The sequence below is a fragment of the Vibrio iocasae genome (assembly GCF_042245395.1).
Classification (GTDB): Bacteria; Pseudomonadota; Gammaproteobacteria; order Enterobacterales; family Vibrionaceae; genus Vibrio; species Vibrio iocasae.
Genome location: NZ_CP145310.1, coordinates 1,916,493 through 1,930,205, shown reverse-complemented (window position 1 = coordinate 1,930,205; position 13,713 = coordinate 1,916,493). Strand labels below are relative to the sequence as shown.

11 protein-coding genes are annotated in these 13,713 nt (G+C 43.7%); 7 read left to right on the top strand and 4 right to left on the bottom strand.

Features of this window, described 5'->3' with window-relative positions; genetic code table 11:
- Nucleotide 1 precedes the first annotated feature (1 nt).
- The 5 genes from SNR28_RS08625 (at nucleotide 2) to SNR28_RS08605 (ending at nucleotide 5,928) form a co-directional block, all read left to right on the top strand.
- On the top strand, nucleotides 2–841 hold the full coding sequence (locus SNR28_RS08625; RefSeq protein WP_375748803.1) for a CheR family methyltransferase: 840 nt from the start codon (nucleotides 2–4) through the stop codon (nucleotides 839–841).
- A gap of 26 nt (nucleotides 842–867) precedes the next feature.
- On the top strand, nucleotides 868–1,455 hold the full coding sequence (locus tag SNR28_RS08620) for a chemotaxis protein CheB (protein ID WP_375748802.1): 588 nt from the start codon (nucleotides 868–870) through the stop codon (nucleotides 1,453–1,455).
- 1 nt (nucleotide 1,456) lies between these two features.
- Nucleotides 1,457–2,461 (top strand): diguanylate cyclase, encoded by a 1,005-nt coding sequence (locus SNR28_RS08615; protein WP_375748801.1) that lies wholly within the window; start codon nucleotides 1,457–1,459, stop codon nucleotides 2,459–2,461.
- 249 nt (nucleotides 2,462–2,710) lie between these two features.
- Nucleotides 2,711–4,621: a methyl-accepting chemotaxis protein gene (locus SNR28_RS08610; protein ID WP_375748800.1), complete on the top strand. Its 1,911-nt coding sequence runs from the start codon at nucleotides 2,711–2,713 to the stop codon at nucleotides 4,619–4,621.
- A 167-nt stretch (nucleotides 4,622–4,788) separates the two neighbouring features.
- Entirely contained in the window at nucleotides 4,789–5,928 is a 1,140-nt protein-coding gene (locus SNR28_RS08605; RefSeq protein ID WP_375748799.1) for a fatty acid desaturase, read from the top strand.
- A 48-nt stretch (nucleotides 5,929–5,976) separates the two neighbouring features.
- Here the strand turns inward: SNR28_RS08605 and SNR28_RS08600 are convergent, their stop codons facing one another.
- The 4 genes from SNR28_RS08600 to deoD form a co-directional block, all read right to left on the bottom strand.
- Nucleotides 5,977–7,563: a diguanylate cyclase gene (locus SNR28_RS08600; RefSeq protein WP_375748798.1), complete on the bottom strand. Its 1,587-nt coding sequence runs from the start codon at nucleotides 7,561–7,563 to the stop codon at nucleotides 5,977–5,979.
- Nucleotides 7,556–9,040 (bottom strand): hypothetical protein, encoded by a 1,485-nt coding sequence (locus SNR28_RS08595; protein WP_375748797.1) that lies wholly within the window; start codon nucleotides 9,038–9,040, stop codon nucleotides 7,556–7,558. The genes SNR28_RS08600 and SNR28_RS08595 overlap by 8 nt, the downstream gene beginning before the upstream one ends.
- Nucleotides 9,041–9,187: 147 nt before the next feature.
- Complete coding sequence (locus SNR28_RS08590) at nucleotides 9,188–10,657, bottom strand: lactate dehydrogenase (RefSeq protein ID WP_375748796.1); 1,470 nt, start codon at nucleotides 10,655–10,657, stop codon at nucleotides 9,188–9,190.
- Between the two features lie 53 nt (nucleotides 10,658–10,710).
- On the bottom strand, nucleotides 10,711–11,421 hold the full coding sequence (gene deoD / locus SNR28_RS08585; RefSeq protein ID WP_375748795.1) for a purine-nucleoside phosphorylase: 711 nt from the start codon (nucleotides 11,419–11,421) through the stop codon (nucleotides 10,711–10,713).
- A 476-nt stretch (nucleotides 11,422–11,897) separates the two neighbouring features.
- Here deoD and SNR28_RS08580 point away from each other — a divergent pair, with 476 nt between their 5' ends.
- Together SNR28_RS08580 and SNR28_RS08575 are read left to right on the top strand one after the other, a co-directional pair.
- A complete protein-coding gene (locus SNR28_RS08580) occupies nucleotides 11,898–12,680 on the top strand; it encodes a MerR family transcriptional regulator (RefSeq protein ID WP_375748794.1) in 783 nt (260 codons plus the stop codon).
- A gap of 127 nt (nucleotides 12,681–12,807) precedes the next feature.
- Nucleotides 12,808–13,713: a L,D-transpeptidase family protein gene (locus SNR28_RS08575; protein WP_375748793.1), complete on the top strand. Its 906-nt coding sequence runs from the start codon at nucleotides 12,808–12,810 to the stop codon at nucleotides 13,711–13,713.

Below are 13,713 nucleotides of genomic sequence, written 5' to 3'. Positions count from 1 at the left end.
TATGAGTGAAGAGTCCGTAATCAGTAACGAACAGCTAGAGATCCAACTGTTCCTGGAAGCCATATACAGAAAGTATGGCTACGACTTTCGTGAATACTCTCTTGCACATACGCGTCGACGTCTGGAGTATCGTCGTGCGACAGAAAGAATGAGCAACTATTCCGAAATGCAGCATCGTGTTATTCATGAGCCTAAGTTCTTTGAACAGATTTTGTTGGATCTTTCTATCAACGTAACAGAGATGTTTCGTGACCCGTGGTTCTATAAAAGGGTCAGAGAAGTCGTCTTTCCCCACCTCCAGACCTATCCGTTTATTAAAGTCTGGCATGCAGGTTGTTCTGCTGGTCAGGAAGTGTATTCGATGGGAATCTTGCTGGAAGAAGAGGGCATGATCGACAGGGCTCAGATTTATGCTACTGATTTTAATGAAGCAATTCTGGATAAGGCTCAAAAAGGCATTTACCCAATGGACCTGGTGCGTCAATACACCACCAATTACCAGGCCTCAGGCGGGACGTGCTCGTTCTCTGACTATTACACTGCGGATTATGACCATGTCATCATGCAGAGCCGATTGCGTGAGAAAGTTCTTTTTACCCCTCACAACCTTGCTACGGATGGTGTGTTTGGTGAGATGAACATCATATTCTGCCGTAATGTTCTTATCTATTTTAATCGTGAACTGCAGAACAAAGTGTTCCAACTGTTTTACGACAGTCTGGTTCCGGGTGGTTTTTTATGTTTGGGTTCTAAAGAAAGTCTGAGGTTTGCCGATATTGCTGATCGCTTTGAACTTGTTTCTGAGCGGGAGAAAATTTATCGGAAGAAGCGATCAAGTTAAGGGTAGAGCCTAAGAAGAGGTGTGTTATGCCAGTAAATTGTGGAAATTCGTTGTATAGAGCCGTTGTCATCGGAGCTTCAGCCGGTGGTTTGGCAGCAATGGAACAGATTCTGAAAAGGCTTAAACCTAGCTTTTGCCTTCCCGTGCTTCTGGTTCAGCACATTAGCCCTAATGTTGAAAGCTACCTCGCTTCCCATTTTGCTAATCGCTCATCTCTTAAGGTGAAAGAGGCGGACGATAAAGAACCGATAAAGAGAGGGTTTCTTTATATTGCGCCACCCAACTATCACATGATGGTGGAATTTGATGGCTCCGTCGCACTATCGATAGATCCTCCGGTTAATTTTTCCCGGCCTTCTATTGATGTCTTGTTTGAGACAGCCGCGGATTATTATGGCTCTGAGCTGATAGGCATTGTACTTACTGGTGCGAATTCGGATGGTGCAGCAGGGTTAGAACGAATAAAGAAAAATGGTGGATTGACAGTGGTTCAATCCGTGGAGTCTGCTGAGGTTCAGACGATGCCTCAGGCTGCTATTGATGCGGTAAAAGTAGATCATGTTGTGCCAATCGATGAGATTGGTGATTTTTTAAATAGCATTTGTGAGTGTTGATATGAAGCAGACACCTAAGATTTTAATTGTTGATGATCGGGTCGAGAACCTGATCACCCTAGAGGGCCTGCTAGAACAGTTCGATGTCGAACTCGTTAGAGCAACTTCTGGTGAAGAGGCGCTTGCTCAGACACTAGATCATGATTTTGCCCTTGTATTACTTGATGTGCAGATGCCCGGAATGGATGGGTATGAAGTTGCTGAGTTGATGCGTGGAAATAAGAAAACAAAATCTATTCCGATTATTTTTGTTACTGCCCGTTCTAAAACCGAAGAGAACATTTTCAAAGGGTACGAATCGGGTGCAGTGGATTATCTATTTAAACCCCTGCAAGAACAGATATTCAGAGGCAAGGTTGGCGTATTCATTGAGCTTTTCGAACAAAAAGAGGCGCTAAGACAGAAGACTCTGGAGTTTGACCAAAAGCTCGCAGAATTAGAAGAGCTCCAACAGCAACTCGAAGAGACAAATGAGCAGTTGCTTATGCTTTCCACTACCGACGGTTTAACCGGACTCTATAATAAAAGACGCTTTGAAGAGATATTTTCAGAAGAGTGGGAAAGGGCCTCGCGTACGAATACTCACCTATCTCTAATCATGATGGATATAGACCATTTTAAGCTCTACAACGACAGCTTTGGACATCATACAGGTGATGAGTGTTTGCGCCGGGTTGCTAACGCACTTTCAGGCATGAAACTACGAGAGCTAGATCGTATCGCTCGTGTTGGTGGTGAGGAATTTGCCATTGTTTTGCCTGACACAGACAAAGAAGGTGCGTTGTTTGTAGCGGAAAAAATAAGAGCTGAAATAGCGGGGCTAGAAATAGCACACAACACTAGTTCTGGCAGGAACCACGTGACGGCTAGTTTAGGAGTCAGTTCGCTATTGCCGGGCAAAGAACTAGCTCCGCGTAGATTGGTTGAAGCGGCGGATGAAGGTTTGTACGAGTCTAAAAATAAAAACCGAAACTGCGTAACATATAAAAAGATAATACTAAGTTAGTAAATTATAGTTTGCGGATATAAGGCGTTGAAATATTAAGATATTGTTCCAGTGCTCGTTATAAAACACATTGACTGTAAACTAATTATTTATCATTATTTCCAATTGAGATGTACTGAGCTCTTTCAATAGACTGAGCTTGTCAATAAAACTATAACTGACCGCAATCTGATCGATATTTGTTTGCGGCAAGTCATGAATATAAATACACCTCGGTAACATTCAAACACAACTTCTTATGAGCCCTTTATGAATTTTGGATTTAAAACCCGGTTGAATGTCTCGATTCTTGTGATCCTGACCATTTCTTTAATTGTCGCCTCGACACTGAGCTATCAGTCGAAAAAACGTTTGATTGATTCAAGTGTGACTACATTGGGCGAAACAACATTGAATTACGAATCTCAGGCAATACGAGCTTGGCTAGATCAGCATTTTCGCAGTCTGGTTAGTGCTAAAGAGCGTTTGGCGTTGGATCACTCAGAGAGTGAGATTAACGAACTGCTTCTGATGCTCAATGACAGCCTTGAGTTTATGAATGTCGCGTATGCATCTAACGGAAATCCGACCATATTGAGTGCTGCAGGACAGATTAAACAGTATCCGCTTTCAGTGTTAGATCCAACAACAAGGCCCTGGTATCAAGGAGCGGTGAACTCCAATGACATCTACATTACTGAAATTTATCAGGATACTGAAAGTAAGAAACAGGTTATCAGTCTATCTGTTGCTGTCCGAAAAGGCGGTCAATTAAGAGGGGTACTTCTCGGAGATCTGAGCCTGGACACCATGCTTAAGAAAGTTGATGAAATCGACTTTAAAGGTGGCAGTGCTTTATTACTGGATAAAGAACTAAAAGTAATTGCGAGCCCGAATCCACAACAAGTGGGCGCTGTTCTTACCGAGTATTCAAAAGAGCTAGTGGGCTTACACCGAGCATTGCAGGCTCAGGATAGTGGCAATGTGAATTACACTTTTGAAGGAAGTGATAAAATTGGTTACTTCAAAGAAGTCGCTCTTAACGGTGGCGAAGGCTTTAAGTTGCTAATCTCGGCCGACGAAGAAAAGCTGTATTCGGATCTGCGTGAAGAGACGTCTAAGACCATTATATTTGCTGCATTAGCGGTACTTCTTGGTGGCGTTGTTATGTATCTGGTGATGATTAAGCTTTACGAGCCAATTCTGCGATTGAAAGCGGTTCTTAAAGACTTGGCATCTGGTGATGCTGACCTGACACAAAGGCTGCCGGTAAACGGGAAAGATGATCTGGCAATTATTTCCGACTCAATCAACACCTTCATCTCCAACCTTCAGCAGCTGATTATTCAAATTGAATCTGCATCTAAAGAGATTGAGTCAGGTTTAAATCAGGCTGAAAGTGTTGCTCAAAGTAACCGAGATGTTCTTTTGAATCATCAGAGCGAGACAGAACAAGTGGCATCAGCAGTCACTGAGATGAGCGCAACGGCAGACTCAGTGGCTCAAGGCGCTAAGGATGGTGCTAAGTTAGCTCATGACCTGAATGATTTGGCTGATCAGTCGCACACGGCTATCTCTCAAACTTCTTCAGACATGTCTGGTTTGGCCGGAGAGCTGGATGGCGCTTCTCTTCAGGCTGTAAACATGAATGAAGAAGCTCAGCAAATCACGAAAGTTCTCGATGTCATCCAGGCTATCTCTGAGCAAACAAACTTGCTGGCCCTAAATGCTGCAATTGAAGCCGCGCGTGCTGGTGAAGCGGGCCGTGGATTTGCCGTGGTAGCCGATGAAGTACGTGCACTGGCTGCACGTACTCGCGAGAGCACACAAGAGATAAGCGATATGCTTGATAGCCTGAACAGCGGCTCTGGCCAGGTTGTTGATATGATGGATAATGCTAAGAACGATTTCGATAGCACTGTATCAACAACGCAGCATGCACTCGAGTCGATTGGTGAGATTAACCACCATATTGCTGGCTTAGAGTCTTCTAACTCAAACATTGCAACTGCGGCAGAGCAACAGCGTGCGGTTACGGAAGAGGTGAGCATCAATGTAAACCGCATTAAAGAGATTGCAGAACAGTTATCGGCAAGCGGGCAGGAAGTACTTGCTGCCACTGAACAGGTTTCTCAGTCAAATAGTTCGCTAACCAATCTGGTTTCTCGATTTAGAGTGTAACAAGCTCCATGTTTTAAAAGGCTCAGTTTGCAATGCAAGTTGAGCCTTTTTTCTATCCCGTGACTAAATTCTAAAGATCCAACTTTGCTCTATTTTTTAGTTTGACTTACACGTGTACGCTGATATCTTTGGCGTACAAGTGTAAGCTGAATAAAAGATATGGATTTATGGACTCTGTTAATGAAAAAAAACCGCCCCTTATATGGCTAAACATCAATATATTTGCTGTCAGCCTAATACTGGCTGTGGTAGTTACTCCACTTTATGGGTACTTCTATGGCTATAGCTGGGCGCATCTGATATGGCTTATTGTCGCTTTTAGCTTCACTAACCTTTCGATCACAGCGGGTTATCATCGCCTGTGGAGTCATAAAACCTACGAAGCACATATCGTGTTGAGAGTTCTCTATGCGCTTGGTGGTGCATTTGCGTTACAAAATAGCGCTCTGCACTGGTCTTCTGACCACCGTATGCACCACAAATTTGTAGACGACAACGAGAAAGATCCATACTCCGCTAAACGTGGGTTCTGGTACTCACACATCGGCTGGATGCTTCGTGATTACAACAAATCTCGCGAAAATGAGTATAAGAACTGCCGTGACTTGAAAAGAGACAAGGTGGTGATGTGGCAGCACAACAACTACATATTACTTGCTCTGGCAACCAATATTCTGATTCCTTTATCGTTTGGATTGTTGCATGGAGACATTATTGGAATGTTTCTGATTGTCGGTGCACTTCGTCTCACCTTAAGTCATCACAGTACCTTCTTTATTAATTCATTGGCCCACATCTGGGGGCGTCAAACGTTTACGGACAAGAATACCGCTCGTGACAATGGCATCCTTGCATTTTTCACTTTTGGTGAGGGCTACCATAATTTCCACCATATCTTTGAGAACGACTATCGTAATGGCATCCACTGGTGGGATTATGATCCAACGAAATGGTTGATTAAGGCAGGTAGCTGGGTTGGGTTAACCAGTAAGCTCAGAAGAACGCCGAGTGTGAAGATTGAACGAGCTAAAGCTTCGATGCTAATGCAAAAAACTCAGGAAAAGCTAAAGAGCAAGGCTGGTTCGTCAGCGTTGTTAGCACAGCTACAGAAAGATTTTGATGCCTTTGTTGATGTGTTGGAAGAGTACTACGAGGTTAAAAAGCAGTTTCTGGAAAGCAAAAAGGGCGATATGGTGAAAAAATATGAACGTTCTGTACTTAAATTAAGATATCAGCAAGCGAAGCTGAATCTTGAGAAACAGAGGGATATTTGGCTTAAGTCCTTGAATCATTATGCTCATGGTTAAAAGAAAGGGTGGCACTTCGATTGCCACCCTTTTCTTAATTAAAGCGAGTTAAATGAGCTCTATACAAACCTGGTTTCGCCCGTTTGCCTTAGCTCGGTAAAGGGCTTTATCAGCACGGTAGAAGGTGCGTTGAGTGTTCTCTCCTTCTTTATGCAAGGTAATACCAATACTTACTGTTAAGCCGCGTTCTCCCAGAATTTCTCTCCAGCCGAATTGGTAGATACGTTCACGATATTGCTCGGCATAGTACTCTGCTCTTTCAATCGTCGCATTTTCCATGATCACCAAAAACTCTTCACCACCAAATCGGACACATGATGCGCCTTTAAAGCTGAAGTGTTCTTTAAGCTCTTTAGACACATTTACGATAGCTTTATCACCAACTAAGTGGCTAAGTTCATCGTTGATGGATTTAAAGTGGTCGATATCGACAACTAAGAAGGCAAATGGCGTTTCGTGCAGAAGCAGATCTTTCAGTTTCACATCCAGCCAGCGACGGTTATGCAGCGTCGTTAACGGATCGGTAAAGACGTCTTTCTGTAGTTTCGCAAACTGATCTTTCTGGCTCTCAGTTGTCTCTTTCAGTTCCCTGTTTTCCTGTTCGGACATGATCAGCTTCAGTTGCAGTTCAAAGCGTGTTAGTCGTCGAAGCTGAGATGCACCAAGGTCACTGATAGGGATACTCTTAATCAGGTCATTGGTTACACGATAGCTTTTCTTCTCGAAGCTTAAGGCTTCTTTGAACTCACCTCGTTTGCTCAGTACATGACTCATCGAATCATAGAGTTGCTGGAGCAGTACTGGAGAAGAGGACTCTTCGATTCGTTTTTTGGTCCGGTTTAATATCACTTCAGCATAATCGTTCTTGCCGATTTCACTCAGGCTACGAACCATCTCTAACCGAAGCATATTAGAAAGCCATGAGGCGTTATGGCCATCAATAGAGTAGTGAGCTTTTGCCAGAGTTTTCAGAGCATTTTTGTACTTCTTCTGGCGACGATAAATCTTAGATTGGTGCAAGATTATCTGTCCGGCCAGCACTTTATTACTTACCAAAATACTCAGCTCTTCACACTCTCGAAGAAGGTTACTGGCTGCTGATACGCGGCCAAGAGATATCAGGCACGACACCATATCGAGCTTGTAACTTAGTCGAAGTGCACGACTATCGATTGCGTGATCGATTCCATCGATTTTCTGGTAATAACGAAGAGCCCTTGCATGATCGCCATAGGCATCACATAAATTTCCCATACCCAAGACGGCCATTGCATAGTCATCAATATGGCTGTACTCAACCGCTAGGGAAGAAAGGTCGACAAACTCTTTCAATGCTTCCGTATAGGCACCACTTTCAATCAACCGCACACTCAGGCTATTTTTTATGGTGATGATTTCATCAACTTCTTCAGGAAGTGAAAGTAGGGAGAGTGCGCTTCGAAGTTCATCAATACTCTCTTTATGCTGATTTAACTGAGTTCGATATTCCGCACTCAACAGGTAGCAGAAAGCTTTTTCGGTCTGTGACGAAGCGATATGTTGTCTGATGTGATCCCAGAAGACGATAGCCTCTTCACCCCTAACTGATGAAGGGTCTAAGCCAGCTTCGGATACTTTGTTAAGTAGTCTATCCATCGTCTTTATCCATCAGTCTTCTTTCCTCTTCTTCCAACTGGTCTAGTGTGAATGGGAAGGAGAGAATATCGTGCAGTGTTACTTTCGGTAGCGGGCCGAGCAGACCTCTTCTTTGCCAAGGATAGTCGGTAATCATGCGTTGTAAGAATTCGTGTATCGCTTCGGCTTTGTCACCTTTCTCCGCGATGAGCATCCCAATTTTGTTTTCGCTAATTCGAGAAAGAAGATCGTTACGATTACATAGGCACTGAGCCAGTTCAATGCAGACTTCCAGGAATGCCGTGTTTTCATGACTGATTAGGAATACAGCATGAGTTGTCGCTTTGAGCTCACTCTTAAATAGAATCAGCTGCTCCCACCAGTATGTTTCAGATACCAGGTTGGAATATCCACGCTCACCGTGATTGAACTCAACCTGACGTCGAATACGGTTGATTAGCTTACGAGCTCTTTGATCGAGCTGGCGTTTAGAGCTTCGAGCTTTATCCATGCCGAGCTTGGATGTTTGCTCTTTCATCATTTGCATGGAGTGTTTGCGATATTTACGAAATGCAATTAAAGCACTTTCGTAATCTTGTTGCCTTTCAGCAACAACCGATTGCTGGAAGCAAATTTGTGATAATAGTTCACCGTGGTCGAAGTTCTTTGCGGATTCTTCAGCGTTATTCAGGAACTCAGTTGCCCCTTCAAAATTCTGCTTGATCATCTCTAGGCGGGCTTTACTGATAAAGGTGTGTGTTTTCATCCACAACAAATCATTATCAATCGCTATCTCATAGGCTTTTGTGGTGGCGACTTCTGCGTCTTTAATTCGCTCCAACCCGAGTAATGCTAATCCTCTGAAGTCCCATATTTCAGCTTTCCAGTTTGGACCCGGATGATGTTTTAAAACTTCTTCTGCTTCATCGAGCACTGACAGCATCTCAGTGTAATCATTTAGGTGATAATGATCCTGAGCCAATAAAATACGAGCTTTACCTTCCAGCCAGTTTACTCGTGCGTTGTTCGCAACCTGAACGGCTAACTCGTGGGTAGATAACGCAAGCTTGTGCTCTTCAGTAATGCGCCACACGTTTCCAAGGCCGATCAAACATTCAATCTCGATTTCTGTTTCTCCAACCAGAGCGGCTTGCTCAAGTGAGTTAATCCAGAATTGCTGGGCTGAGTAATACTTCGCTTGCCCCCAGAAGTTAAGGGCGTGGATATGAAGAATTTCGGGTAGATAGAGATCGGTATCCAGTCGGTTTAAGCGGGTAAGTGCTTCTTTGATGTACTTGATACCGGAAACGTAATCCATCAATCGCCAGTGGCATTTGGAAATAATGATGCAGGCCTGAATCCCGCCTTCGGGAAAAAGGACCTGATCGGTACGCAGCAGGCATTGAGAGGCCAGGTTGAGTACAGCTTCCGTTTCTGACTCAATCCGGTCGTTGAGCTGATCCAGCTCATTCGCAAGTTGAACGTGGGCTTTATCCAAGGTTAAGTCCATGAGATATATGAGTTACAACTTATTCATTATATGGTTAGTTAAGCTTAGCGCACCAATGAAAATTGTATTAATTGTATGTTGAACTTAAAAAATTCGTTTACGCTCACATCCCAACTAGGATCTTATGGCTGATATTTATGACAGTAGTTGCTTTAATGTCATTGGTTGTTCTGTAATTCCAAGGCGTTGGGCAGGGGTAAGCCCCTCTTTGTCTTGATAACAGAGGTTGTGCCAGGCGCGGAAAATATCCAGCATAGGTAGGATGCCACCTGGACGCAGTTTTCGCCTTGGTTCGTTGATGAAACTATCAAAAAGTAACTGAAAACGGTCCTGGTAAAACTTGGTGTGTTCTACGGTTGCCTTTTCAAGCCAGTATTTAGGTTCGTTATTCTTACCTGCCAGATAACAGATACCTTTCGAGCCTTCATTCTGTTTAGAAATAGCCCATCTGTCGCGCCACCAACCCATATGAACAATGTCTATCTTTTCTGGTTGCTGCTCATTGTTCCAGCCGGAGTCTTCTTCGACATACATTAGGTCGACAGTTTGGTCTTTTATTTTTGGTAGGCAGATGGTTAATGCTGCAGACCTTAATACAGGATCCTGCGGCATATAAATAGAAACTTGTTTGCCTTCTCTACACATACCAAGCAGGTGCAGATAATGCGCGTAAGAAGTATACGGTGCTCTTATTACAGAACCCTTCGACGGATAATTGAACTTGGTCATATTACCCATTGGGTCTTCAACGTTACCCCTTGCCAGAATAATCTGATACTTCTGATCTATCTTGTCGTGAAGATCGCTCGACTGGCTTGTCATCGAAAGGTTCGTTTCGGAGAAATAATTACGGGAAACGAATCTTGATGGTGTTTCGTAAGGGTTGTGATCTACAGAGCCTTCTGGTTCTTCATTCACTGAGTAGTTGATGTGCTGAGTCAGAATATACCCTGATTCGGCTTCACCAGTCGCAAACCAAAGCACACCATTGTCACTGTGGGGTTGCAGTGGCATATAGTTGGATGCGAAATGGTAGTGTTCTTCATGGGTTACCCAACGTGCATCGTACATTGCGAGCTTTCTGCGACAACGGCTGGCAATATGATCGACATGGTCGTAAAACGTTTTTGGGTTAATCTCTAGTTTACGGCATACTTCTCTGACTGAGTAGCCAGTAAAGAGTAATGCGAGCAGGTTTTCCTGAAACTGGATTTTAGGATTCGCACCAGACCATTTATCGACAAAAGTGGATTGGCATTGCTTACAACGATAGCGCTGTCTGTCGCCGCTATAGCCAAATGCGTGATAAAGGGTTTTGTGGGTATGAACCGAGAGTCCGAAGTTTTCGCACTCTTTATTTCGACATGCAGGAAGACCGTCACTATGGACGTGTCTTAGTCGCTGAAGTTCGTTAAGAACTTCCTGATTGTTGAGTAAAGGGGGGAAAGCACCACACTCACGACAAACCATCGTTGGACGCTTCGGGTTTACGTGCTGCAGAACATACCGATCTGCCTCACTCAATCCAAAGTTGTCACACGCCAATGTTTTACAAAAGTTGAGCTGTAAACCGTCAGCGTCCCTCGGAAGTTTGCCAATTGACACGATCGCCCCCTGGGAAGATTGCGTGCTGTCAGAAAAATCTGACAGCATTTAAATTATAGGTTAATTGCTGTTTCCAGAGAGACTTTCATCATATCGTTGAAAGACTTCTGGCGCTCTTCTGAGCTTAGCTTCTCACCACGAATGATGTGGTCAGATACTGTCAGGATAGTCAGAGCTTTTGCACCAAGGTCTGCAGCAACGCCGTAGATACCTGCTGCTTCCATATCCACACCTAGGATGCCCAGTTTTTCCATCTTCTCGAAGATGTCTGCTTCTGGAGTGTAGAAAAGGTCTGCAGAGAACACGTTACCAACTTTTACAGGTACTTCCTGGAGACGAGCTTGTTTCACTGCTTCTTCCAGAAGACCGTAGTCAGCGATTGCCGCGAAGTCGTGGTTGTTAAAACGGATACGGTTTACTTTTGAATCTGTAGAAGCACCCATACCGATTACAACGTCCATTAGTTTCACGTCGTCACGTACCGCTCCACAGCTACCAACACGGATAACGTTCTTCACACCGTACTCAGCGATTAGCTCGTGTACATAGATGCAGCATGAAGGGATACCCATGCCGTGACCCATTACAGATACTTTTTTACCTTTATAAGTACCAGTGAAACCGTACATATTACGAACGTCACAAACTTGTTTTACATCTTCAAGGAAAGTTTCTGCGATGTACTTTGCGCGTAGCGGGTCGCCTGGCATTAGGACAGTTTCTGCGAAATCACCTGGTTGTGCGTTGATATGAGGGGTTGCCATTACGGTTTCTCCAGTCTTATATAAAGCTAATTGATAAAATTATGCACTTTAATAACTAAATATGTTGATAGTTATCGTTTCTGCTTGAGGTAATAATAGCCTTGCCTAAAAAGGATCTATGAGAGATTCCTCACAAAATGGTGTTGGTTTGATCAATATCTAGATGTTAATAACTAAAATTGTTTAAACGGAGAAAGCAATCGATTTGCCTGTTCAATATTAACGCAGGTGTTTTTGATATCACTCTAATTAGGTACAAAAACCTTGGTGAAGTTGCCGGAAAGATGACAATGTTTTGTTGCATATTCTGGGCTAGTTCAAAAACTGCTTTTTAAAGAGAGCAAAAAGGCATATTGCATGTTATACAGAGATATAGAACTAGTTTGTTATCTATCAGGCGCATATAAACAGAGTTCTTGCACAGAGTTGTGAGGTTGAATTATGCGTGACGGGAAAGCACAGAAGAACAAGAATAGATGAAGCTATACGCGATTCGAGAAGTATCTGAAATTACAGGTGTAAAGCCAGTGACGTTGCGAGCCTGGCAGCGGAGATATGGTCTTATATTGCCTCAACGTACCGAGTCTGGTCACCGATTATATACCGATGATGATATAGAGCGAATTAAACTCATTCAGAGCTGGTTAGTCAAAGGGGTTTCTATCGGTAAAGTGAAAGCTTTGATCGATAGCGACAACTATGTCCATGAAGAGAAAGAAGCTGACAAGCTGGCTGAGGTAGAGGAGTTAATGTCCGCATTAGGTGCTCTAAACAAAGGAAAAGCTGAAAGTTTGATTGCAACGGTCATGAAGGAGTATCCATTGGATATTTTTAAGACTCAGTTTTTCTTCCCTGCTCTAGAGAGAATTGAACGCATCAAAGCTCCCCAACGCTCTCTTCATAAAGCACTGTTTCAGTCTCTGATGATAAGTAAAGTGACAAGTATTATCGAAGCGGAAAACCGAGCTTTTAAAAAGGGTAAAGCATTAGTGATAAACCTGGACAGCGTAGGGCATCTACCTGCCTGGGTTTCCGCATTGGAGTTAAGTGGTAAGGGGTATAACATCACTTTCCTTGACGGTGTGGAAGATCTTTCTGGATTATCGACAGTTGTACAAAACTCTAAATTGGACCTGATCTATCTTTGCTCCAACCGAGCATTACCTGTGAAGTTGATGGAAGGCGTTATCGCTCTTCAAGAAGCAACTGATATCGAGATTCAAACTTCTGACTTACTAAAAAAGCTGCACTCACGTTAAATACTTCGAGGCGTAATTAGCTCGTGCTGACTTGGCTGCAGTAGAATTATCCTGCCCTGGTAGTTGATCCTAAGGTACAAAGAGAGATAGCCTTAGCTTTATACAAAGTTGTGAAGGATCTTACTTGATGAATGTCTGCCGTATAATTGCTTTGGTGTCACTACTGCTCAGTAGTATGGCTTTTGCAGCAAGCTACCCCCTTCCTGAGGATGGAAGTCATATGGTCGGCAAGCTGCAAAATCATGTGGTGACTCAGGGCGAAACAATGGCAGATATTGCCAAAGCCTATGATGTAGGCTTCCTTTCATTGATGGCTGCAAATAAAGGGGTTGACCCTTTTCTTCCAGAAGGCGGCACTATTCTCACTATTCCTTCACAATTTATCCTTCCTACCGAAGACAGAGAAGGCATCGTTATCAACCTTGCGGAGCTGCGTCTCTACTACTTTGATAAGAATGAACCGATTGTTCATATCTTCCCTGTTGGTATTGGTCGAATTGGCAGAGATACACCAGTGATGACGACTCATATCAATGAGAAAATCCGCCATCCGACCTGGACACCAACACAGAATATTCGCAACGAGTATTTAAGTAAGGGTATCGAGCTACCGAAAGTGGTGCCAGCCGGCCCTGAAAATCCTCTGGGTGATTACGCAATGCGACTTGCCCATGGTGTTGGCGAATACCTGATTCATGGGACCAACAAGGACTTTGGTATCGGGCTGCGTGTTAGCTCAGGCTGTATTCGCATGGAGCCTCCTCATATAGAGTGGTTGTTTAATCAGGCTGCAAGAGGAGAGAAGGTAAGAGTGGTAAACAACCCTATTAAGATTGCATTGGAACCAGATAGAACCCTTTTTATTGAAGTTCATGAACCACTAACCGATAGCAATGGCAATAAAGAAGTGCTTCAGGCGCCACAAGAATTAGAGTGGTGGATGAGTGAGTTTGGTCACCCAATGACAAAGGCGCGCGCTGCAATCTTGGTGCAGAGCGGGGTGCCAACAGAGATAGCGGGCCCCGCATTATAA